Annotated in this window: 20 protein-coding genes and 1 riboswitch; of the genes, 11 read left to right on the top strand and 9 right to left on the bottom strand. The window is 46.7% G+C overall.

Annotated elements, in window-relative coordinates:
* Nucleotides 1-1,071: 1,071 nt before the first annotated feature.
* Genes FLK61_RS01845 through FLK61_RS01830 form a run of 4 tightly spaced genes read left to right on the top strand, consistent with a single transcriptional unit; the run spans nt 1,072 to nt 4,737 of the window.
* Nucleotides 1,072-2,025: an ABC transporter permease gene (locus FLK61_RS01845; RefSeq protein WP_176007850.1), complete on the top strand. Its 954-nt coding sequence runs from the start codon at nt 1,072-1,074 to the stop codon at nt 2,023-2,025.
* Nucleotides 2,015-2,959: an iron chelate uptake ABC transporter family permease subunit gene (locus FLK61_RS01840; RefSeq protein ID WP_176007849.1), complete on the top strand. Its 945-nt coding sequence runs from the start codon at nt 2,015-2,017 to the stop codon at nt 2,957-2,959. Before FLK61_RS01845 ends, FLK61_RS01840 begins: the two co-directional genes overlap by 11 nt.
* A complete protein-coding gene (locus FLK61_RS01835; RefSeq protein ID WP_176007848.1) occupies nt 2,953-3,711 on the top strand; it encodes an iron ABC transporter ATP-binding protein in 759 nt (252 codons plus the stop codon). The genes FLK61_RS01840 and FLK61_RS01835 overlap by 7 nt, the downstream gene beginning before the upstream one ends.
* Nucleotides 3,712-3,732: 21 nt before the next feature.
* Nucleotides 3,733-4,737: a siderophore ABC transporter substrate-binding protein gene (locus FLK61_RS01830; RefSeq protein ID WP_176007847.1), complete on the top strand. Its 1,005-nt coding sequence runs from the start codon at nt 3,733-3,735 to the stop codon at nt 4,735-4,737.
* Nucleotides 4,738-5,112: 375 nt separating this feature from the next.
* Here the strand turns inward: FLK61_RS01830 and FLK61_RS01825 are convergent, their stop codons facing one another.
* Both FLK61_RS01825 and FLK61_RS01820 read right to left on the bottom strand, forming a co-directional pair.
* On the bottom strand, nt 5,113-5,463 hold the full coding sequence (locus FLK61_RS01825) for a hypothetical protein (RefSeq protein WP_176007846.1): 351 nt from the start codon (nt 5,461-5,463) through the stop codon (nt 5,113-5,115).
* A gap of 359 nt (nt 5,464-5,822) precedes the next feature.
* Nucleotides 5,823-6,032, bottom strand: a complete 210-nt coding sequence (locus tag FLK61_RS01820) for a hypothetical protein (RefSeq protein WP_176007845.1) — start codon at nt 6,030-6,032, stop codon at nt 5,823-5,825.
* Nucleotides 6,033-6,145: 113 nt separating this feature from the next.
* Between FLK61_RS01820 and FLK61_RS01815 the strand changes: the two genes are divergently transcribed.
* Nucleotides 6,146-6,334 (top strand): hypothetical protein, encoded by a 189-nt coding sequence (locus FLK61_RS01815; protein ID WP_176007844.1) that lies wholly within the window; start codon nt 6,146-6,148, stop codon nt 6,332-6,334.
* Nucleotides 6,335-6,672: 338 nt separating this feature from the next.
* Here FLK61_RS01815 and FLK61_RS01810 read toward each other — a convergent pair whose 3' ends face one another.
* Genes FLK61_RS01810 through FLK61_RS01790 form a run of 5 tightly spaced genes read right to left on the bottom strand, consistent with a single transcriptional unit; the run spans nt 6,673 to nt 10,285 of the window.
* A complete protein-coding gene (locus FLK61_RS01810) occupies nt 6,673-7,692 on the bottom strand; it encodes a ThiF family adenylyltransferase (RefSeq protein ID WP_176007843.1) in 1,020 nt (339 codons plus the stop codon).
* Nucleotides 7,689-8,450 (bottom strand): thiazole synthase, encoded by a 762-nt coding sequence (locus FLK61_RS01805; RefSeq protein WP_176007842.1) that lies wholly within the window; start codon nt 8,448-8,450, stop codon nt 7,689-7,691. Before FLK61_RS01805 ends, FLK61_RS01810 begins: the two co-directional genes overlap by 4 nt.
* Before the next feature lie 3 nt (nt 8,451-8,453).
* Nucleotides 8,454-8,657, bottom strand: a complete 204-nt coding sequence (thiS, locus tag FLK61_RS01800) for a sulfur carrier protein ThiS (protein WP_176007841.1) — start codon at nt 8,655-8,657, stop codon at nt 8,454-8,456.
* The gene (locus FLK61_RS01795) at nt 8,641-9,699 is read right to left on the bottom strand and encodes an FAD-dependent oxidoreductase (RefSeq protein ID WP_176007840.1); all 1,059 of its coding nucleotides are present in this window, start codon (nt 9,697-9,699) and stop codon (nt 8,641-8,643) included. Before FLK61_RS01795 ends, thiS begins: the two co-directional genes overlap by 17 nt.
* Nucleotides 9,686-10,285 (bottom strand): thiamine phosphate synthase, encoded by a 600-nt coding sequence (locus FLK61_RS01790; protein ID WP_176007839.1) that lies wholly within the window; start codon nt 10,283-10,285, stop codon nt 9,686-9,688. Before FLK61_RS01790 ends, FLK61_RS01795 begins: the two co-directional genes overlap by 14 nt.
* A gap of 108 nt (nt 10,286-10,393) precedes the next feature.
* Nucleotides 10,394-10,499: riboswitch (TPP riboswitch) on the bottom strand.
* Between the two features lie 141 nt (nt 10,500-10,640).
* On the opposite strand from FLK61_RS01790, the gene FLK61_RS01785 reads away from it, so the two are divergent.
* From FLK61_RS01785 to FLK61_RS01760, 6 genes are all read left to right on the top strand, one after another.
* Complete coding sequence (locus FLK61_RS01785; protein WP_176007838.1) at nt 10,641-12,956, top strand: UvrD-helicase domain-containing protein; 2,316 nt, start codon at nt 10,641-10,643, stop codon at nt 12,954-12,956.
* A gap of 354 nt (nt 12,957-13,310) precedes the next feature.
* Entirely contained in the window at nt 13,311-15,179 is a 1,869-nt protein-coding gene (locus FLK61_RS01780; RefSeq protein WP_176007837.1) for a BglG family transcription antiterminator, read from the top strand.
* Between the two features lie 6 nt (nt 15,180-15,185).
* Nucleotides 15,186-15,461, top strand: a complete 276-nt coding sequence (locus FLK61_RS01775; RefSeq protein WP_176007836.1) for a PTS sugar transporter subunit IIB — start codon at nt 15,186-15,188, stop codon at nt 15,459-15,461.
* Nucleotides 15,462-15,473: 12 nt separating this feature from the next.
* Nucleotides 15,474-16,742, top strand: coding sequence for a PTS ascorbate transporter subunit IIC (gene ulaA, locus FLK61_RS01770; RefSeq protein WP_176007835.1), 1,269 nt, complete (start codon nt 15,474-15,476; stop codon nt 16,740-16,742).
* 3 nt (nt 16,743-16,745) lie between these two features.
* Entirely contained in the window at nt 16,746-17,480 is a 735-nt protein-coding gene (locus FLK61_RS01765; RefSeq protein WP_176007834.1) for a sugar isomerase domain-containing protein, read from the top strand.
* Nucleotides 17,481-17,832: 352 nt separating this feature from the next.
* A complete protein-coding gene (locus FLK61_RS01760; protein ID WP_176007833.1) occupies nt 17,833-18,996 on the top strand; it encodes an iron-containing alcohol dehydrogenase in 1,164 nt (387 codons plus the stop codon).
* A 66-nt stretch (nt 18,997-19,062) separates the two neighbouring features.
* Here the strand turns inward: FLK61_RS01760 and FLK61_RS01755 are convergent, their stop codons facing one another.
* A complete protein-coding gene (locus FLK61_RS01755; protein ID WP_249777657.1) occupies nt 19,063-20,241 on the bottom strand; it encodes a GGDEF domain-containing protein in 1,179 nt (392 codons plus the stop codon).
* 127 nt (nt 20,242-20,368) lie between these two features.
* Complete coding sequence (rlmD, locus tag FLK61_RS01750) at nt 20,369-21,763, bottom strand: 23S rRNA (uracil(1939)-C(5))-methyltransferase RlmD (RefSeq protein WP_176007832.1); 1,395 nt, start codon at nt 21,761-21,763, stop codon at nt 20,369-20,371.
* Nucleotides 21,764-21,901 lie beyond the last annotated feature (138 nt).

Raw genomic sequence — 21,901 nt, 5'->3', positions numbered from 1 at the left:
ACATTTCGACAAATTTACACATTTATTTTTAGGATTAAATGATTATTTTTTTGTTAGAGTATGGCTTTTTATTAGTAACCTAAGCTTATGATCACTTCATTTATCTGTCTATTAAGGAAGGTATGTTTATCCATTTTAGAATGCTTTAGGTAATAACTGACGGTTTTAATAAGAAAACGCGCAATTTAACACGCATCGGATGTACGTTGATTGAGGAATAGCGCGTATTTAGAGGCTCCATTTTACAAAGGTTCTTTTGGGAAGTTGTACTAGGTGTGTTTTTTAAATTTGTGGGGGATCATAGTATATTTGAACTATACAAAGAGCTTTTTAACGTGTCGAATTATGTCGTTTCTTAAAAAGAAGGTTAGTTGTTTCTAAAAAATTTTATGTAGACGTTTTACAATAGGTCCAGCAGGGTTAAAGTCCATAACTCTGTAATCAGGAACATAAATTTCTTATAAGGCACATAAAACGGTGATGCGGAACATAACGATGCTGCGATCTAACACGAAGTCCATAACTTTCAAATTAGGAACATAAACTTTTAATAAAGCACATAAAACTCCAATGCGGAACATAACGTTGCTTGGATCCAGCACAAAGTCCATAACTTCCAAATGGGGCACATAAATTTCTAATAAAGCACATAAATCTCTAATGCGGAACATAACGTTGCTTGGATCCAGCACGAAGTCCATAACTTTCAAATTAGGAACATAAACTTCTCATAAAGCACATAAAACTCCAGTGCGGAACATAAAAACTACATCAGGCACATATAGACACTTTAAGGAGCATAACCCTCCCCCATTCCAGTCACCACACATCTAAAAAGGTACTACCCACTCAATTATCCCCTCTACTTTCTCTCCCAACCGGCTCTTTATTCTCCTTTTCTGCTCTTTTCTAGTTGCAAAGTAGCCTTTAACAAAAAAATTACAACTACCCTTGCATTCTCAATTAGGGGTGCTATAATGAGAATCGAACCACCAAATGAGAATGAATCTCATTATCAACAACATACACGCACTAACACCATCACTCTATTTTCTACCCAGGAGGAATGCAATGAAGCTCTTTTTATCACTATGCGGGCTCCTGGTGCTGGCGTTTGCCTCGCTATTTGTGGGAGTGAGCAGCCTTTCGCCGGCCGATTTATTCCAACTGACCGAAGCGCAACAACAAATCCTGTGGACGAGTCGAGTGCCTCGACTACTCTCGATTTTACTTGCCGGAGTTGGAATGAGCATCGCAGGTCTCATCATGCAACAGCTCACACAGAATAAGTTTGTTTCACCTACGACCGCTGGGACGATGGACTCGGCTCGACTTGGAATTCTCATATCGATGATCTTTTTTGCTGGGGCGCATCCCCTCTTTCGCATCTCCCTATCCATGCTGTTTGCTATTGCTGGAACGCTTTTGTTCATGCAAATTTTAAACAGGATAAAGATGAAGGATCCTATATTTATTCCTCTAGTTGGACTCATGTTTGGGAGCATTATTGGCTCTATCACAACCTTCTTCGCCTATCAGCGAGATCTCATTCAAAATATGACTGCGTGGCTACAAGGTAACTTTTCCACGGTCATCACTGGCTCTTACGAAATGCTCTATCTTGTTTTGCCGCTCGTGATTCTGTGCTACATATTTGCTAACCGGTTCACCGTGGCTGGGATGGGCGAGGATTTTGCCAAGAATCTTGGTGTCTCCTATAAAACCGTCGTGAACACAGGGCTCATCTTAGTTGCAGTAGTAACAGCCACTGTCGTACTAACAGTCGGAATGATTCCATTTTTAGGTCTTGTTGTACCAAACCTTGTCACCATCTTTCTTGGAGACAATTTGAAGAAAAATTTGCCTTATACTGCTATAGCCGGAGCTGTTTTTGTTCTGATTTGTGATATTTTCGGTCGGCTCATTATTTATCCGTATGAAATTCCAATTGGCATGACAGTCGGCGTCATAGGTAGTGGGTTATTTCTTTACTTACTGCTAAGGAGGCGACAGCATGCGAGCTAAATTATGGATGTTAAGTGGTCTAGCTATCTTGTTGTCTATTCTTTTCTTAACAATCGACTCAAATAGCAACTGGGAATACATTTTACCGAGACGCGGCAAAAGCTTACTAGCCATCATTATCACAGGTGCTGCCATTTCCTATGCAACAGTAGTCTTTCAAACCATCACAAATAACCGTATTTTAACACCAAGTATTATCGGGCTCGACTCGCTCTACATGCTCATTCAGACCTTTGTTATTTTTACCTTTGGTTCCATGAGCGTCATCGTTATTCAAGCTAATATCAATTTCTTTTTAACTGCCACGATCATGGTGGGCTTCTCGTTTGTTTTTTATCAGATTTTATTTAAAAGCGAAGGCAATCAACTCTATTTCCTTCTGCTCATTGGACTCGTGCTCGGAACGTTTTTCTCCAGTCTCACCACATTCATGCAGGTGTTGATTGATCCAAACGAGTTCCAAACGATTCAGAGCAGAATGTTTGCGAGCTTTAACCAAGTGAATACGGAGCTACTTCTCGTTGCCACCGTCCTATTTGCACTCCTTAGCCTCATCGGCTTTCGCTACATGCACTATTTAGACGTACTCGCGCTCGGCAAGGATCACGCGATCAATCTCGGCGTTCCGTATACCAAAATCGTGCGCCGCCTCTTGATCCTTGTCGCGATTTTAATTTCTCTAGCTACGGCTCTCGTCGGTCCGATTACGTTCCTTGGGCTCCTCGTTGCTAACGTCACCTATGAATTCATGAAGACTTATCAGCACAAGTGGCTACTGCCTGCGAGTATGCTCGTCGGAATCATTGCGCTTGTGGGTGGTCAAATGATCGTCGTCCACGTGTTTACGTTCCAGACGACTCTGAGCGTCATCGTCAACTTTATCGGAGGAATTTACTTTCTTTATCTACTTTTAGGGGGGAGAAAATCATGGTAGTTGCTCGCAAGCTAGTCAAACGCTATGGAGAGAAAACGGTCGTCAACGATGTTTCTGTCACGATAAAAAAAGGGGCTATCACGTCATTTATCGGTCCCAACGGAGCTGGGAAAAGCACGCTATTATCGATGGTCAGCCGGCTCATTCTGCGCGATGAAGGCGATGTCCACATTGATGGGCAAGACATTAAAAGCTTTAGGGATCGCGACCTCGCTAAAAAAGTGGCGATTCTCCGTCAGTCTAATTTTATGAATGTGAGACTCTCCATCAGAGACCTCGTCTCATTTGGTCGGTTCCCCTACTCGCAGGGACGCTTAACGAAAGAGGACTGGGAGCACGTTGATCAAGCCATTGCTTATATGGAGCTTACGGACATGCAGGACAAATTTATAGATACGCTCAGTGGCGGTCAGCGTCAACGCGCTTTTATCGCTATGGTGCTAGCACAGGACACCGACTATATTTTGCTCGACGAGCCGCTGAATAATTTAGATATGAAGCACTCCGTGCAAATGATGAAGGTCTTACGCGATTTAACGGATGACCTTGGGAAAACCGTCGTGTTAGTTCTTCACGATATTAACTTCGCCTCCTGCTACTCCGACTTTATCGTCGCGATGAAGGATGGCGAAATCGTTCAAGAAGGTCCGAAGTGCGACATTATTCAGCAAAACGTTCTGCAAAAGATTTACGATATTGATTTCCACATTCAAGACATTAACAATCAGCGCATCTGCGTCTATTTTTCTTAAAAACGAAGGGATGGATTTATCATGAAAAAAACACTATTAGGTATGAGCACACTCGCTATTTTACTTGCAGCCTGCGGTAATGAGGAGGCGTCTAGCAACGCTTCAGAAGGAAATACTACGAATGAAGTAAACCAAACGGAAGCAACAAGCAACGAAGCAAACACAACGGAAGAGGAACCTACGGAGCTTGTTGTCGAGCACGATTTAGGTGAAACGACTGTGCCCACGAATCCAGAGAAGGTCGTCGTCTTTGACTACGGGGTGCTTGATACGATGAGAGAGCTTGGGGTCGATCCAATCGCCGTCCCACAAGGCAATATCCCAAGCTACTTAAACGAATTCGAATCCGATACGTACCAGAATGCCGGCACTCTATTTGAGCCAAACTTCGAAGCGATCTTTGACATGGATCCAGACCTGATTTTAATCTCTGGCCGTGCAGCCGAAGCCTATGATGAACTATCAGACATTGCTCCAACCGTTTTCCTAGGCCTCGACACAGAAAATTACGTAGAATCCTTTGAACACAATACGATGCTTTTAGGAGAGATTTTCGGCAAAGAGGAGGAAGCCGCTGAACAGCTTGCTACAATTGAAGAAGAGATTGAAGCCCTTCAAAGCGTAGCTTCTGGCGAAGAAGGCAACGGACTGATTTTATTAACGAACGAAGGCGAGCTTAGCGCTTATGGAACTGGCTCTCGCTTCGGATTAATTCACGACGACTTTGGCGTTGGCGTAGCTGATGAGACGATCGATAACTCGACACGTCACGGTCAAAACGTCTCCTTTGAGTATGTTTTAGAAACAAACCCAGACTACCTGTTTGTCATTGACCGTGGAGCCGTAGTAAGTGATGGTGGCGAAGTAGACGGTCAGGCAACGCTTGATAATGATATTGTTGGACAGACAACTGCTGCAACAGAAGGTAATGTGATGTACTTGAATCCTGAGTACTGGTATTTATCTAGCGGTGGGTTGCGTTCGGTGTCGGAGATGGTGAAAGAAGTTGCGAGTGTGTTTGAATGATGTTTTTTACAGCTCTTCGAGCTGTTAATTGATTAAGTGCTAACTAGTTTTGTTCAGCTCTTCGAGCTGCTTATTGCCTAATTGCTAACTAGTTTAAAGATGTTGTTTAGTAGTATTAAGGAAAAGGAGTCAGCTCTCCAAACATCCTACGACATTCGTAGGGTCAGTGTCTAAGCCTACTCGGTCTGCAGGATTCGGCTTCCGCCTCATCCTTAACGCAGCCCTGTGTGGTCTTAGCCCCTGCCTTATCCTACGAATTGTCTTCGGACGTTTTCCGAGTCTGCCTCCTTTCCCTTTTTTTAGAGTAATAAAAGAAGCTAAGTGATAACTGCTTGTTATCACTTAGCTTCTTTCTGTTATAGAGAATATAATGCCCTAGCTAAAGGCATAAAGTATGGCTATTAATACTATTCCGACGCCACCTACAGCTAGTTTGCGTGCATCTTTTTTGATAAATAGGTAATCAAGTGCAGTTTGTAAGGCAAGCACAAATGCCACAAGTAACGTTAAGACACCTGGTGGTAGAGCGTCTTCACCTGGTTCAAACCCTTGGTATAACGCTACACTCCCACCAATAAAAATAGCCATATATCCTACAACTGCGCTCACTATACCGAGTTTGCTATCCTTTAAACGGCGAGTCGCCGATTTATTAAAAAAGCTAAATAAAAAGTTACATGCAAAAAACACGACAACAAGTAAAATGGTAAATACCGTTGGACTCATTCTAAGCCACTCCTTTCATACTCCCTCAAGTATAAACGCTTGATAATAGAAAGAAAACGCTAACGTTATCATGAGCGTCTATGTATGTTACCATTAAAATACCAAAGTCTACATGATAACAAGGAGTGAAAGTATGCAAAGCGTAGAATGTGCCTTCAGTATGTTGCTCACAATCAGCGTAATCAGTCTTCTTTTTCATGCTATAAGACGTTTAGTAGCGCCTTTACAAGAAAAAACGATGTATCTTATACAACGAACGTTAAATAAAAAAGCGATATCTAACAGACGAAGGTAGCTGTTAGATATCGCTTTTTACATGCAATCATTTTTCTGAAATGAAAAGCAAGTAGAGACTAATTCTACTGATTCAGATTCTTATTTTTAGAAAAGCGTAGTAAGATCGCAAACTTAATCAAGTAGTATAGTCCACCTATCACCGTAATAGCCGCAGCTATAACACTCACCGTCATCAGAATATCTCCGACAAACGTTTGGTAATAGTTATTTGAAATAACGATGATTAACCCTAACACATATACCACCATCGCAAGCGTTCTTCTGTTCATCATGTGAGGTCCTCCTAACACGTGCTTCGCTCATACTCCGACCTTTTCCCTCTATGGTAAAGCAAAATTATGATGAAGTATACATAAATGGAGATATAAGGAGGGAAGTCCTAATCATGATAAACATAGTATCTCTCATCGTATATATTCTATTGCTGCTACCAATTGTTCTGCTATTCATCCTACTTTTCAGAATCAAGACGTTTTTAGAAAATCAAGTAACCCAAACGGACGAAGTGATCCACCACCTTCGCCAATTAAGGGAAGAACTAGATGACAAAAAGAAAAGAGACGTTCGCCATTAAAAAAGTATGCCACAAATGAAACGCTTCTCCACCTAGAAGCTCAAGAGCAGGCAGTCCCAGAAGGCATCCGTAGACAATCCGTGGGGAGTTGAGGCGCTCGAGACCCCACAGCCATGCGTTTAGGGTAAGGCGATAGCCGATCCCTGCATGTCGAGGAGGCTCGAGCGCCGAACCCACGGATGTCGAAGGGTGCCTGGCGGGCTGACTGCTCCTCCCTCTAAAAAAGCTCGAAGAGCTGCTCTTAACTAGTTGGCTTTTGGGTAACATGCTCTAAATTAGTTGGCACTTCATCAGCACGCTCTAAGCTAGTTGGCTCTTGATTAACTCGCACTAGTCGCTTATCCAAAATACCGATAGTAAACCGCTTTCGCCTCTGTCACATCAGCCGTCCCGTGAACCATCGCTCGACCATCCTTAAATAGCACCACTCGCTTCTCTTCGACCTCAAACGAAAGCAAGTACTCATTACGAAGCACGTGATCAAATGGTAATGATCTCGCTACCTCCGAGAGGGCAACCTCTCGTTTAGTGGGCGGACGCAATTGGACGCTGTCCCGTCCACATAGTACCGCAGCCTCGGTATGATTTTCGCGAAGCAAATAAGGATAGGTTGGCACTTCGCCACAGCTCGGACAGTCGGCGCGCTTAAAGCTATGCATCGACATGGTGCGATAGTTGTTTTGCCACAGGTCGCACGTCATAAGTGAGTCGGCTAAGACGTCCGTTGCACCAGTCAGTAGCTTGAGTACGTTCGTTACCTGATGCGCGACGACAATCTCTACGGCTGGCGCAATGATGCCTGCCGTGTCGCACGTAGGACCGCCGGTAGGCAACTCGTCTAGTAAGCAGGTGAGGCATGGCCCACCCTGACCCGGCAAAAACGTATACGACATCCCATAGCTTCCGATACAGGCGCCGTAAATCCATGGCACATCATGCTTTAACGAAAGGTCATTCACCATCATGCGTGCATCGAAATTATCTGTCGCATCAACGATGACGTCAATATCGCTAGCTAAAATTAAACGCTCTAGCTCCTCCGCCGTCGCATCCATCACGTGCGCAGTGATGGCAACCTCCTTGTTGATCGCTTCAAGGCGATCTTTTGCGATCGCCGCCTTTGGCATGCGGGCCGTTGCATCAGCTTCCGTGTACAAGCGCTGACGCTGAAGGTTCGTCCAATCTACGTAGTCGCGATCAATAAGCGTAAGGCGCCCAACGCCTGCTCGTGTCAGCATCTCGGAAGAGCTTGCGCCAAGCGCTCCAAGTCCAAGGATCAACACGTGTCCATCCCGAATACGCTTCTGCCCCTTCTTTCCTATTCCTGAAAAAAGCTCATGTCTAGAGTATCGATTCACCCGAGACCCTCCTGTGGGCTACTTGCTGTGGCGTATGGCTTTTTAGCAATGCGACCAGCTTCAAAGCCTAGTCGACCCGCTTCTGTCGCGAGCGCCATGGCACGCGCCATCTTTACTGGATCGTCTGCGCCAGCAATCGCCGTATTAAGAAGCACACCGTCTGCTCCTAGCTCCATCGCTTCTACCACATCCGCCGGTGATCCGAGTCCTGCATCGATAATAACCGGAACCGATGCCTGCTCGATGATTAACCGAAGCGACAATGGATTGACGATCCCCTGTCCTGACCCTATCGGGGACGCACCAGGCATAACTGCATGCACGCCAACCTCTTCGAGACGTCTCGCAAGTAGTACATCATCCGACGTGTATGGAAGTACCGTAAAGCCCTCCTTCACAAGCTCCTCAGACGCGCGCAGTGTCTCAATCGGATCCGGCAACAGCGTCTTTTGACAACCAATAACCTCCACCTTAATCATGTCGCATAAACCAGATGAACGAGCAAGCTTCGCAATACGCACCGCCTCCTCTGCCGTCTTCGCTCCAGCCGTATTTGGCAATAGCGAATAGCGACCCACATCAATTTCCTCCAAAAAGTTTGGCTGACTCGCATCCGCAACGTGCATCCTCGCGACCGAAAACGTCAAAATCTCCGAGCCCGACGCTGCAACAGCCTCTTTTTGCACCTTAAAATCCGCATACTTCCCCGTACCAACCATCAAACGCGATCCAAACGACTTCCCATTAATGACAAGCATGAATTAACCCCCTCCAACAAATTGAACAAGCTCAATAGCGTCCCCATCACGAACAACCACCTCATCAAACGACGACCGATCCACCGCTTCTCGGTTCAATTCCACGAGAATCAGCTTGGACCCCAAATCCAAATGCTCCAACAACTCACGCACAGACGCCGCCTCCAAAGGCAACTCGCGCGCCTCACCGTTAATATGCAAGACCATGCTCCACTACCCCCCTTCTCTCTGGCGAAACAGGCGCTAACGCCTCTGGCACCCTATTGTTCCAAACGAGGTCAGACACAAGCTGACCAGTTATCGCAGACAGGAGCATCCCATTTCGATAATGACCTGTTGCCATCACTAAACCTTGGATCTCTGGATGACGTCCGATATACGGTAAATCATCAAACGTACGCGGACGAACGCCGCTCCACGTCTCGTTCCACTTCGCTTTAGCAAGCTCTGGTACAAGCGCAGTTGCGCGCGCAAGTAATCCCATTACACCCTCTAGCGAAACGCCTTCTGTACCATCTCCTGGGTAGCTAGTCGCTCCGATTAACAGCTCGTTTTCCCCCTTCGGCACTAAGTAACAGTCGCGCGCATAAATCGTCCGTTGTAACAGTCGCTTCTCCGTCGTGACAGAGATAATTTCCCCCTTCACTGGAAGGAGTGGACAAAGCCCTGGTAACAGCTCACTACTTGCTACGCCGCTCGCCACAATTACGGTGTCCGCATAAAATTTTTGACTCGACGTCTCTATGCCACAGACGCGACCCTCTTTCATTAATAGCCGCTTCACATCCGTTTGCTCTAGTACCTCGACGCCATTTGCAATCGCCGCTCGCCAATACGCGAGCGTCAGTTGCTTGGATCTGATTTGTGCGCCTTCTTCGTAATGGACGCCCGCTTCTTTCGTCCGTAGCTTCGGCTCAAGCTCTCGCATGTCCTCTAAGGTAAGCGATCCCTTACTCCCTAATAGGAGCATGCCATTTTGCTCAAAGCCTATATCTATCCCCAATTCATCGAGAAAAAGTTGCGCAAGCTCCTTCAATTGCCTACGACTCTCCATCGCCAGGTCATAAAGTGGATGATCCGGCTGGTACTCCGCCTCAACAGCAAGCATCCCAGCCGCCTTTGACGAAGCTCCGTAGCCAAGGGTGCGTTGTTCTACTGCTAACACACGTACGCCCTGCTTCGACAAATAATACGAGATGGCTCCACCAATTACGCCTCCGCCAACAACAATGACATCATAGCTGTGCATCTAATCGCCTCCCTGTAAACTCATCCGTTGCCTGAATAGGGTCTCTCGCACCTAAAATTCCTGATAGGACGGCAATACCTGCCGCCCCTGTTGCTTCAATCTCTTCTATATGAAACGGCTTCACGCCTCCGATTGCATAAACTGGTAGGTGTGATGCCCGAACGACTTCCTCTAAAGCGGCTATACCGCGTGGTAACAGCCCTGGCTTCGAGGCAGTTGCATAAATGTGACCGTAAAATACATAGTCGGCATCCTCCACCTCTGTAAGCTCCGACACGTCGTGGATGGATCTCCCGACGCGCAGCGTAGGCGCAAGCTGTTTCACTATCTTTGGAGATAAGCTTAAGCCTCCTAAGTGAACTCCTCCTGCCCCTAACGCAAGCGCAACGTCAACACGATCGTTTATCACGAGCTTCTCTTTTGGAAAGCCAGCTTTCACTAACTGCTGTCCAAGTTCATAGACGTCCCTTGCTGACGAACGCTTTTCTCGTATGTGTAAGGCATCAATACGTGGCGCAAGCTTTGTGGCAGTTTGCGCATCGATCTCTCCATTGCCACTAGAAAGAACGTGTACCTGTAATCGCACGGTTCCTTCCTCCTTCCTCTAAAAAAGGCATACAAAAAGCCACCTCCTGATGTAGATAGGAAGTGGCTGTTAAGGGTGATTTGGGATCGATACGTTGATGTACCGATGCTAACAGTCGAGGCACTTCCCTACGCTAGTATGAACTAGATCAGGTTCTGAGGGTCCGGATTATCTCCGTCTCAGCCCGCACGTTCAGGCTCCCCTAGTGGATTGCTATATGAATTTAGTTAAACTTTACCATGGAAGGCGGTTTACATGCAACTGTTGTACCTCCCTCTAATGTCGTCTATGATTCGGCAATGAAATATGCTTTAATAGGGGTATTGTTTAGACTTAAAAGGAGGCTCACCCCTTTATGCAACACAACTATGCACAGCCTAAAAAAAGACCTCAGGCGTTGCATCCTGCTGGGTCGTTTTTAGATAAAATACCCCCTGCACCAAAAGCGCCGCTGCTCACTTCGGTGATTCGCGAGTCCGACAGCGACTATTCGTATTTACATAGATTAGAGGAATCTGGCATCACACTAAATGAGCAACAGCTAGAAGCCGTTCGCCACGGTGATGGACCTGCGCGAATTATCGCAGGTGCTGGCAGTGGAAAGACACGCGTCCTCGTCTCTCGGACCGGCTACTTAACTTCCGTCAATGGTGTTTCTCCCAAAAACATTCTCCTGCTTACCTTTACGAGAAAAGCAGCGGATGAGATGCGAAGCCGAATTGCGAAGCTCCCAGGCTACACGCCATCCTTAGCAAAGCAACTGACTGCTGGGACGTTCCACTCGATTTTTTACCGGCTATTAGTTAGTCGAGGCTATGATCATCGGATTTTGCAAAACGATCGGCACAAGCAAATCGCCATCAAGCGCATCTTAAAAACGCGTGGCTTGCACGATTCGTATGAGCCAGAGACTCTGCTTGCCACCTTGTCAGAGCTAAAAAGCCGCATGAAAACCGCGCACGATATTGACGCTAAAACGCACATTGAGCACGAGACCAAAGCCATCCTGATCGCCTATGAGGACTGGAAGGACGAGCACCACTATATAGATTTTGACGACATGCTCCTCCTCGCTTGGAAATTGCTCAATGAGGACAACGAGCTACTCGGTAAGCTTCAGACACGCTTTCGCTACATCCTCTGTGACGAGTGGCAGGACACAAATCCGATCCAATTCGAGCTCATTCGCATGCTCACAGGCACGCACCAAAACCTTTTCGTCGTTGGCGATGACGACCAGACGATTTACAGCTTTAACGGCGCAGACAGCACCATCATACTCGACTTCGACAAGCACTATCCGCGCGCCACAACCATCACCCTGCCCGTCAACTACCGCTCCACACCAGGGATTCTCGGGCTAGGCAATGCAATCATCGAGCATAATACGATGCGCCATCCCAAAACGCTCCAGACCGCCAATTCTCCTGGACAAACCACGTTGTATCTCCGACCAGCAACAACAGACGACGAAGCTGAGCAGATCGTCGCGAATGTGTCGGCGGACATCGCATCCGGTAAACGCCGTTTAAGAGAGATCGCGATCCTGCACAGGACCTTTTCCTGTAGCCGAGCGATGGTCGACCAACTGGTGCTTCGCGGCATTCCGTTTGTGACATTCGGAAAGCAGGAAACCTTTTATGAATCGGGACTCGTAAAGCCAGTGTTAGACCACCTCCGACTTGCCGTGGATCCTAACAATATCGACGCCGTCAGTGGCATGGTGTCGACGCTTTACCTGGCGCGTGAGACAACGATGGCACACATTCACCGTCAGGATATTGTTAGTCCAGAGCCAAAGCTATTACTGCATGCGATGACACTACCACATTTAAAGGAGTTTCAACGCACCGCAATTTCTCGCCGGATGAAATTAATTGAGTCGTTAGCAGGTAAAAAGCCTCGAGACGCGATTAGACAGGTACGCGCTGTCTACGATGCGTATCTCGACGCAGACGAGCGCCGCGTTGCAACGTTAGACAAAGACATGGTCAAGGAGATGCTTACGGAGCTTGAGGCTTCGGCGGATAAGTTTGGGTCAATTAAGGAGTATCTATCCTTCATTGAGGATATTATCGCCCGCCATAAAGAGATGGAAGAGCTTCGCAAGCAGTCCGACGCAGACGTGCTATCGTTGATGACGATCCACCGCGCGAAGGGTCTCGAATTCCCTGTCGTGTACGTGATCGGAGCATCGGAAACGATTTTGCCACACTCCTCTGCCCTTGAGGCGGATAAGCGATCTGACTTGATGATCGACGGAAAAGGGAAGCAAAAAGTAGAGCACGCTATTGAGGAAGAACGTCGTCTTTTATACGTTGCCGTCACGCGCGCCATGGAGGAGCTCTATATTAGCTCGCCCTCCTACTATCGAGGAAAAGAAACAGATGTCTCTCGCTTCTTACTCGAGGCCTTCGGCGAAAAAGAACGCCCTCGCACCTCGCTCGAACGATCTGGTCGGTCTGGTCGGTCTGATCGTGCGTTTGCCAGTCGCGTCGCAGAACAAAAGCCACGCCTGCGCATCACTGCCCTCGTTTGGGACTGCACAAGCAAAAGCTGCAACGGCTGGATGCGCGTCTCTCCACAAGACGAGTCCGAGCGACTGTCAGAGAAAGCCTGTCCACTTTGTAAGACGAAGATGAAACAGGTGGAGAAAGAAATTACAGCATAGGACGCTTATACATGTAGAGCCCCTCTTTGGAGGGGTTCTTTTGGTTGTGAGGGGGTTTGAGATTCTGCGTTGCTTGTCTCACTTCCCACCTCCCTTCCCTCATCAAGATCCTCTTCTTTCCCGCCCCACTAAAAAGGTGACCACTGTTAACCTTGCCCTCCAATTACAGGAATTTTAATAAGCGGTTATACGCTATGGAAATACTATATAGTGAAGCAAACAGAACACCTACCTGACCCTATCCTCTCGTGAGAAAACCTAACTCGAGATGCAATCATGGTACATCACGGTGTACCTGATTTGTTCTGTTGCATGACACCATATTTTCGTATGCTACAGCTAGGAGGCAATCATATGCGTTTATCCTATAGACAACTTTCACTTATGGAAATGCTTCTATATGTAGGAAGCATGACTGTCACACATTTAGCCCAAAGCTTTAACGTCAGTCGCAAAGCTATTTACGATGATCTGGAAGCTATTCGCTTTTGGCTACAGGAAGAAAAAACGGGGACACTTTCAAAGGATTCGCTTGGACGTTATTCGATTAAACAGCCTGATCGTCACATGGAGCAACGCATGTTTGAGGAATCGCACCGCTTTCGAAACTTTGAAATAAAAGAGCGGCATGCTTTTCTTCTTTTCCACCTTGTCGCCAATCCTTACACGACACTTGACGAGCTAATGAAGCATCTAGATGTGAGTAGAAATACACTCCAGTCTGACATGCAGGCTGTAAGGAAAGTGGCATCTAATGCGAATGTTACGATTCGCTACTATCAGCAGCACTACAGCTTTGTAGGCGATGAATGGACCGTCCGGATGTTTTTAATTAACGCCTGTAGTCCTTACGTGCAAAAGCTGAAGCACGAGACACTCCTTCCGCCAAGTCGAAGCTATGGACCACCATTGTCCCCGCAGGCGTGGGATTGTCTAGACCTTTCTATTTTTATTCAGCAAAAGCGAATGGATCTTGGGTACACGATCATTGAATTACCGTATTCAAAGGATGGTGAGGACCCTGAGGCTACGTACACAGCGCTCTTAAAAAAGGGCTTTTCTCACCAAAAGCAGCTAGACACTAGTTTACTTACGGGCGTGACTCAGTTACTTGAGACGTACACCAATTTAACAGGCGCCAAGCTCCTGCCACACGTAGACCAAAAAATACTGGCTCATTTAGAACCAGCACTTGCGAGAGGTAAGCTTGGGATCGTCATGCACAATCCGCTCCAGCAAGAGGTCGAGCAAAAGTATGCACATACGTATCGTCTGTTAAAAATGGGACTCAGACAGCTTGCTCCGTTCCCGCTCACTGACTTATTTGAGCAGCACGAAGCCTCCTACCTCACTCTACTTGTGCTCAGTCATGTGGAGGAAAAGAAAGCAGGGGTTCCTATTATCGTGGCCTGTTATGAAGGGACGAGCGTCTCTTATTCTGTGAAGCATCAGCTTATAAGGCTCGGAATCCCTGATACAGATATCCAGTGCTTAAGTTTTGATAACCTACCAGAATCGATGGAGTTACTTGTCACTACCACACAGATTCCACCACATCTACATGCAAAAAAATGGCTCAAGGTTTCGCCTATCCTAACAGAATCAGATAAGGCAAAATTGCAACACGCCATCGGGGACGGTCACCACGTTTCACAAAACTCGATCTTAGAGATTGTGAAGCGCAATGTCTCGCCGCACAGCTACAAGGCAATATTGAATGAAATACAGATACAAGCTCGATTAGAAGAGCAACGGAGCTTAAAAGGAGACCAAGACATTATGTTACGGGATTTGATTACAGAGGAAACGATCCAGCTATTAGATCGCGTAGAGGACTGGGAGAGTGCGATTGATGTAGTCGCTGCGCCACTTATAAATACAGAGAAAATAGACGCTACGTATGTGGCAGCAATTAAAGAAAACATTCATAAGAATGGCGCGTACATTGTGCTACGTGAAGAATTCGCTTTGCCTCATGCAAGACCAGGGGAAGGCGTTAATGAGCTCAGCATGAGCCTCACCATTCTACGAGAGCCCGTCGGATTCGCTTCGACAGAGACACCGGTACGCGTGATGGTTCTGCTAGCAGCAGTTGATTCATCCTCCCATTTGAATGCCTTGGCAGAGCTTGTCGAGCTCATCTCTGACGAAGACAGCTTTGCAAAGCTAAAAGCCGCAACAACCGAACAAGAAGTCCTCACTATATTACAGGAGAAGGAGTAGATCATAATGAGAGTATTAGCCGTATGTGGATTTGGAGTAGGGTCATCGATGGCCCTCAGAATGCAGGTAGAAAAGGCACTAAAGGAGTTAGGAGTTGACGCGGAGGTCGATAACACAGACATCGCATCTGCCGCATCACAAACGCCAGATCTCATTTACACATCGCCGGAATTTGCTGAACAGTTAGAGTCACAGGTAACATGTCCAATTGTCGCTATTAAGGAATTTATGAACTATCAAGAGGTGCTACAGGCAAGTAAAAGTCAGCTTCAAAACGATTAAGGGGGAAGCAAGATGGACTTTATTCAACTCATTATTTCAGAAGTATTCCGACAGCCGCCAATTTTACTCGGACTCATTGCTATGCTCGGATTACTCTTGCAGAAAAAACCGTTCAGCGATGTTGTCAAAGGGACGGCGTTAACCGCTATTGGCGTACTTATCTTAACAATTGGGACAGATATCATTGTCAGTTCGATTTTACCTATTCAAAACGCTGTGACCTCCATTGCCGTTGATGGCAGTGGAGAAGAGGTTGCAGGCTCCATAGATATTTTAGCTGATTACGGTGGAGCAATCGGTATTGCCATGATGCTCGCCTTCTTAGCGAACGTTCTCGTGGCACGTTTCACAAAGATTAATCACATTTTCTTAACGGGGCACATGCTTTTCTGGTTCCCTTATATTTTCGTAGCAGTTGCTGTAGAAAATCAGTTCTCTTATACAGGTGTCATTATTTTTGCAACTATCGCATCTGCCCTTTACTTCATTATTGTACCTGCACTTTTAACGCCGTTCGTTACTGCCGTTACAGGTGATCGTTCGTTTACACTAGGTCACCCAGCAGGATTTTTAGCCATTACCGCTGCGTTAATTGCGCGAGTAGTCGGTAATAAAGAACGCTCAACGGAAGACCTTCAGTTACCTAAGAGCCTTGGTTTCTTTAGAGAGGTTGCTATAACTGGTGGACTAGTTGTCTTTATTGTTTACATCGCAGTCGGTTTTACAATTGGACTTTCTGCCATGGATCCCGAGACAGATATGACTCTCTTTACGTTCGCGTTAACAAATGGATTAACTTTTGGTGCTGGTCTTACGATCATGCTTTCTGGTGTACGTATGGTTATCCAACAGATCCTACCTGCCTTTAAAGGGATCTCGGATAAGCTCGTACCAAATGCTATACCAGCCCTTGATGCACCGATCATCTTTACGTATCGTCCGAACGCCGTGATTATTGGCTTCGTTGTCGCAATGTTTGTTTCTACTGCATTAATTGTTCTGATCAACACGCAAATGAGCCTTGCCTTCCTCCTCCTACCGCTTGTTGTTACCTCCTTCTTTGAATGTGGAACAGCAGCTGTGCTCGCAGAGGGTCAAGGCGGATTACGAGGTGCGATCATCGGAACTGTCGGAGCCGCTGTCTTAATGGTTGTCCTGCTCGCTGTATCGATTCCGATCTTTAGCACGACAATCGCTGATTGGATGCTTATCTTTGGAGGAAATGACTTCTCCTTATTCGGCTGGTTCGCTAACCTATTCGCAGGATTACTAGGAGGCTAATGCATGTCAAAACGTTCAACCTATTTAAAGGCTATTCGAGAGAAGCTTGATCAAGTGGAGTACGATCCCGCTATAAAAGATGCAGCCACACGCATTGTCCAAGCAATCGAGGCGAAGAAGACAATATATACCTTCGGCGCCTCTCACGCCGGGATTCTCTCGGAGGAGCTCTTTTACCGCGCTGGTGGTCTGGCTCTGTTCAACCCAATTTTTGACCCGAGCCTCATGCTCAACGTGCGCCCGATCACGCGCACGTCGCAGGCCGAGCAACTCGAGGGCTATGGCGATATTATCGCCTCGTCCGTTGCTTGGGAGAGTGGCGATGTCCTTCTCACCCATTCCGTCTCGGGGAGAAACCCGGTCATGATCGACCTCGTCACACACGCAAAAGAGCGTGGAGTTACGGTTATCGCTATTACCAATGTGACGTATTCCAGTGAATCGAAGTCACGACACTCTACGGGGTTACGACTATTCGAACTGGCGGATATCATAATTGATAATCATGGGGAAACAGGTGATGCAACCGTCTCCTTTGATGGATTACCTCAGGCCGTGGCACCTACCTCTACAGTGATCGGCGCCGCTATCGTCAACAGTATTCTTGTGGAGATTGTGGAATTGTTGCTTGCAAAAGGCATCGATCCACCCATCTTCTACAGTGCCAATATCGATGGCACGAAAGCACACAACGATGCTATTTTTGAGGCGTATAAAACACAGATTAGGTACATGTAAAGGCTAGATAAGACCGCGAGAATTGCGGTCTTATCTAGTTTTTTTGGTTGTTTCTTTTTTGCACGTTACTTCTCCCAACTTCCGTGCTGTTTCTCGATTGTTCCGCGTTTGTTCTAGCAACTTCCGCCTTACTTCTCCCACTTTATGCATTACTTCTTTTCCGAGTTACTTCTCTCCATTTGCACGTTACTTCTTTTCCAGCCCACCTCCCCCCCCCCGTTCCCCACCACCAAAATCCTCCTTAATATACTTTTCCTCCATTTTCCGCTACACTACTATCATTGATTGTTTGCGCAACTTGCTTAAACAATTATGAAAGAGCTTACATAGCTAAAAGGAGGCATATGCCTGTATGGATAATTTTACGTTTCAAAATGCAACGAAGATCCTGTTTGGTAAGGATCAGGAACAAGCTGTAGGACAAGAAACCAGTCACTATGGTAAAAAGGTGCTTCTTCATTACGGTGGTGGAAGCATTAAAAAGTCTGGTCTTTATGACCGTATTAAAAACTCTTTAGCAGAAGCAAAGCTTGAAGTGGTGGAGCTTGGTGGCGTTAAGCCGAATCCGCTCGTAAGCCTTGTTAGAGAAGGCGTCGATCTTTGTAAAGAGCATAACGTGGATGTAATTCTCGCTGTAGGTGGTGGGAGTGTGATCGACTCTGCGAAAGCCATCGCAGCAGGCGCTTATTATGAGGGGGATGTGTGGGATTTCTTTACTGGTAAAACAACGGCTACACAAACCCTTCCAATCGGCGTTGTGCTAACGATTCCGGCTGCTGGGAGTGAAACAAGCTCTGGGACTGTTGTCACGAATGAAGACGGTCAGTATAAGCGATCGTTTGGACATGATTCCCTTCGTCCGAAATTCGCTATTTTAAATCCAGAGCTAACGTATACGCTACCTGCCTACCAAACCGCTTGCGGAATCACAGATATGTCTGCTCATATTTTTGAGCGCTATTTCACCAATACAAAGAAGGTTGATTTGACCGATCGACTCTGTGAGGCAACGCTTCGCACCATTGTTTCTCAAGGGAAAAAGGTGTTAGAGCACCCTGAGGATTACGATGCTCGCGCGGAGATTTTGTGGGCGGGCACGATTGCGCACAATGATTCGCTAGGCGTTGGGCGCGAGGGTGATTGGGGTAGCCATGATATTGAGCACGAAGTCAGTGGGATTTATGATATCGCGCATGGAGCTGGGCTTGCGATCATCTTCCCTGCCTGGATGAAGTATGTGTATGAGCACGACGTTGCGCGCTTTGCGCAGTTTGCGAATCGCGTGTGGGACGTGGAGATTGATACCCGCGACCTAAAAGCGACCGCCGAGGAGGGTATTGCGCGCGTCGAGGCGTTCTTTGCATCGATCGGGATGCCAACCCGCCTAAGCCACGTCGATATCGACGAGACGCACTTCGAGGAGATGGCGGCAAAAGCGACGGAGCGCGGCCCGTTAGGTAGCTTCGTTAAGCTTCATAAAGAAGATGTTCTCGCCATATACAAGCTTGCTAAATAATCATTTTCACAGAAAAAAGAGCGACACACTGACATAAATCGGTGCGTTGCTCCTTTTATTTTGCCGTTAGATCGTGACGTTATCCTGGTGATGAGCCGCTTGTCGCCTGCTACGCTTATGCTCGTACATGTGCTGATCAATTGTCGTGTAAAGCTCTTCCTTTGTCATCGTCCCCGCCTCCATCGTATGACAGCCATAGCTAAATCCGATTTCCGCAAGCGGGGAGTCCGTTAGCTTTTGGAGATGTCGATGCACTTTTTCTACCTCAAGCTCCACGCTATTTGCCAAGTTACGCCGAATGACAACAAATTCGTCCCCGCCAAGCCTTGCGACAAATGCATCGGTGTGGAAAACTGTTTTGAGAGTCGAGCTAAACAATAGTAAAACCTGATCCCCTTTATCGTGCCCGTATTGATCATTGATTTCTTTAAAATTATCTAAGTCTAACAGAATCGCCTGAAACGGCTTCCCCTTCTCGATCAAATGGTTCATATATTGCTCATAGCTTTGTCGATTATATAGCTTCGTTAAAAAGTCGAGCTCCGCAGACGTTGATTCTAAAAAGACGTAAGCCGCAAGTATGCCAATGACAATCGACGTCCATGAGAAGTACAGCCTTGAGTCGAACATTTGCACGACCATACCAACTATCGGTAGTAAAAAGAAGAGTACAAAGATGTTACGTACATACGAAGAGGTTCGGGTACGGTTTTTAATAATCATAACCAGCATGTATACGTAAAGACTGGCCAGTGCCAGGTAGTGCACCTCTTTAAACGCTCCACTATTAAAGGAATTCGTAATAGGATCGACACGATAATAAATAGGGTAAAAGATGTTGGCAAGTAAAACGATGAAGGTGAAGATACTCGCCTGCTGATAAAAGAGGCGCTTCCTTAACCGCTTCGGCCGTTTGAATAAGTGGTAGTCAACATACGATAACAACAGTCCACCGAGCACTGGTCCAATCAAAAACAACAAAAAGTTCGTCCCATATTCGAGAGCAAATGCGCCAAAAAACTGCTTTCCATCAAATATCCATGTGGCCGGCTCTAATATAATCGAGAGCGCACACACTGCCATGATGATTTGCAGGAGCCTCTTACTGTAGCTCGCCACCTTTGACCGAAATAGCATAATGATATGCAGGACGCCTAAAATTAATAATGCATAAATATTGAGTTGAAACTGCACCACATACTCCACTACGTTGCCCCCTTTTATTTGGATCCAACCGTTCGCCATGTGCATATTCGCCACATTGAGTATGCCTATTATACCCCAACTAATCCGTAAATTAAGTAAATTTTTTCTTTGTTTCTATATAAAAAGACCCCGGTCCTTTTTAACTAAAGGGACCAAGGCCTAGCTATTATGCTTCTTTTATTTTTTCTAACACAGAGACAAGCTCTACGTGAACGGTATGTGGGAATAAATCCACTGGCTGCACACGCTTTAGCTCATACCCGAACGGTACAAGCTCGGTAATGTCGGTCGCAAATGTCTCCGGATTACACGACACGTAGACGATGCGCTCTGGCTGTGCGCGTCCAATTCGACGCATGACCTTGCCGCCCGCTCCCGATCTCGGCGGATCGAGTAGCAGTAGCTCTGGGCGTCCGAATGACTCAAGCACCTTATCGATGCCGGTACGAGCGTCCTGTGCAAGGAACTCGGTATTCGTTAAGCCATTTTCCGTCGCATTTCGCTTGGCCGACTCAATGGATGTCGGTACAATCTCGATCCCAGCTAATGCCTTCACTTTATCTGCAAATGGCAAGGAGAATGTTCCTACGCCACAGAAAAGATCGATCATGCGCTCCGTAGGCTTTGCATCAGCCATTTCTAAAGCTAGCTCCACAAGCTTCTCGGCTTGAACAGGATTCGTTTGGAAGAACGTATCGTGCCATAAGCGGAATTTATAGCCTGCCATCTCTTCATGAATGAAGTCGCGTCCGGCGAGTACAGTTAATTGCTCCGCTTGTACACGGTCTGCCCAATCTGTATTCGTTAGCCAAAGGAAGCTCTTTACCGCAGGGTGATCCGCTGCGATACGCTCTTTTAACTCTTCTACTAATGGTGAAAGCTCTCCGTCTGGATCAGCTGTTGCAACGACTCCAAGCATGACTTCACCCGTTGCAAAGGATTGGCGAACGAGTAGGTGACGAAGCAGTCCTTCATGCGTATCTTTATTGTAGCCACTAAGTTCATGCTCCTTCGCCCACTTGGCAACCGTCAATGCTGCTGAGACCATCTCTTTCCCAGCAATTAAGCACGTTTCGATCGAAATAATTTTACGGAAGTTGCCCTGCTCATGAAGACCCATGTCTCCCTCTTTGGAGAAGGTGAACTCCATCTTATTTCGATAGTGCCACTCTGACTCTGCGCCAATTGCGTCTTGGACAAGTGCTGGATCAAAACCTTGCGCTTCTACCATTTTGCGGACTTCCTCTGTTTTATAAGCAACCTGGCCTTTATAGTCCCAATGCTGCCATGCACATCCACCACACAGGTTAAAGTGCGGACATGCTGGCTGGGTACGTTCTTCGTGAGCCTTTATCACCTCTTGAGGCTTCGTCCACCAGCGACGCTTATCCGGCCTTTCTACCGTGACGCGAATCGTCTCACCAGGTAACGTCATTGGCACCGTTAGCTTCAGCTTTCGTTTATCACCAAACTCATTTTCTTTCCACACCGTTCCTCGACCAGATCCTTTCCGGTCAAGCTCTCGTATATCAACATCGAGCACTTCGTGTTCGTTAGACATTGTTTTTTCCCTCCTGAATCAGTACGTGTAAAACCGCTTCTACAGTATACTTGCCAACACGCGCTTTCTACAATAGTTTGGGGGATTTTAGTTGGAGAAGGGGGCGGTTCATCAAACAAAAAGCCAAGTGAAGCAAAC

Source organism: Paenalkalicoccus suaedae, from assembly GCF_006965545.2.
GTDB lineage: Bacteria > Bacillota > Bacilli > Bacillales > Salisediminibacteriaceae > Paenalkalicoccus > Paenalkalicoccus suaedae.
The sequence above is the reverse complement of the archived record's forward strand: the minus strand, read 5'-3'. Positions and strand labels throughout refer to the sequence as shown.

Bases quoted from the DNA above. Each gene is read 5' to 3' on its own strand.
- FLK61_RS01755 (WP_249777657.1), bottom strand. From the start codon at position 20,241: ATGGCGAACGGTTGGATCCAAATAAAAGGGGGCAACGTAGTGGAGTAT.
- thiS (WP_176007841.1), bottom strand. From the start codon at position 8,657: ATGGTCTTGCATATTAACGGTGAGGCGCGCGAGTTGCCTTTGGAGGCG.
- FLK61_RS01840 (WP_176007849.1), top strand. From the start codon at position 2,015: ATGCGAGCTAAATTATGGATGTTAAGTGGTCTAGCTATCTTGTTGTCT.
- rlmD (WP_176007832.1), bottom strand. From the start codon at position 21,763: ATGTCTAACGAACACGAAGTGCTCGATGTTGATATACGAGAGCTTGAC.
- FLK61_RS01825 (WP_176007846.1), bottom strand. From the start codon at position 5,463: ATGAGTCCAACGGTATTTACCATTTTACTTGTTGTCGTGTTTTTTGCA.
- FLK61_RS01795 (WP_176007840.1), bottom strand. From the start codon at position 9,699: ATGCACAGCTATGATGTCATTGTTGTTGGCGGAGGCGTAATTGGTGGA.
- FLK61_RS01835 (WP_176007848.1), top strand. From the start codon at position 2,953: ATGGTAGTTGCTCGCAAGCTAGTCAAACGCTATGGAGAGAAAACGGTC.
- ulaA (WP_176007835.1), top strand. From the start codon at position 15,474: ATGGACTTTATTCAACTCATTATTTCAGAAGTATTCCGACAGCCGCCA.
- FLK61_RS01775 (WP_176007836.1), top strand. From the start codon at position 15,186: ATGAGAGTATTAGCCGTATGTGGATTTGGAGTAGGGTCATCGATGGCC.
- FLK61_RS01820 (WP_176007845.1), bottom strand. From the start codon at position 6,032: ATGATGAACAGAAGAACGCTTGCGATGGTGGTATATGTGTTAGGGTTA.
- FLK61_RS01805 (WP_176007842.1), bottom strand. From the start codon at position 8,450: ATGCTTGTCATTAATGGGAAGTCGTTTGGATCGCGTTTGATGGTTGGT.
- FLK61_RS01845 (WP_176007850.1), top strand. From the start codon at position 1,072: ATGAAGCTCTTTTTATCACTATGCGGGCTCCTGGTGCTGGCGTTTGCC.
- FLK61_RS01765 (WP_176007834.1), top strand. From the start codon at position 16,746: ATGTCAAAACGTTCAACCTATTTAAAGGCTATTCGAGAGAAGCTTGAT.
- FLK61_RS01815 (WP_176007844.1), top strand. From the start codon at position 6,146: ATGATAAACATAGTATCTCTCATCGTATATATTCTATTGCTGCTACCA.
- FLK61_RS01760 (WP_176007833.1), top strand. From the start codon at position 17,833: ATGGATAATTTTACGTTTCAAAATGCAACGAAGATCCTGTTTGGTAAG.
- FLK61_RS01780 (WP_176007837.1), top strand. From the start codon at position 13,311: ATGCGTTTATCCTATAGACAACTTTCACTTATGGAAATGCTTCTATAT.
- FLK61_RS01830 (WP_176007847.1), top strand. From the start codon at position 3,733: ATGAAAAAAACACTATTAGGTATGAGCACACTCGCTATTTTACTTGCA.
- FLK61_RS01785 (WP_176007838.1), top strand. From the start codon at position 10,641: ATGCAACACAACTATGCACAGCCTAAAAAAAGACCTCAGGCGTTGCAT.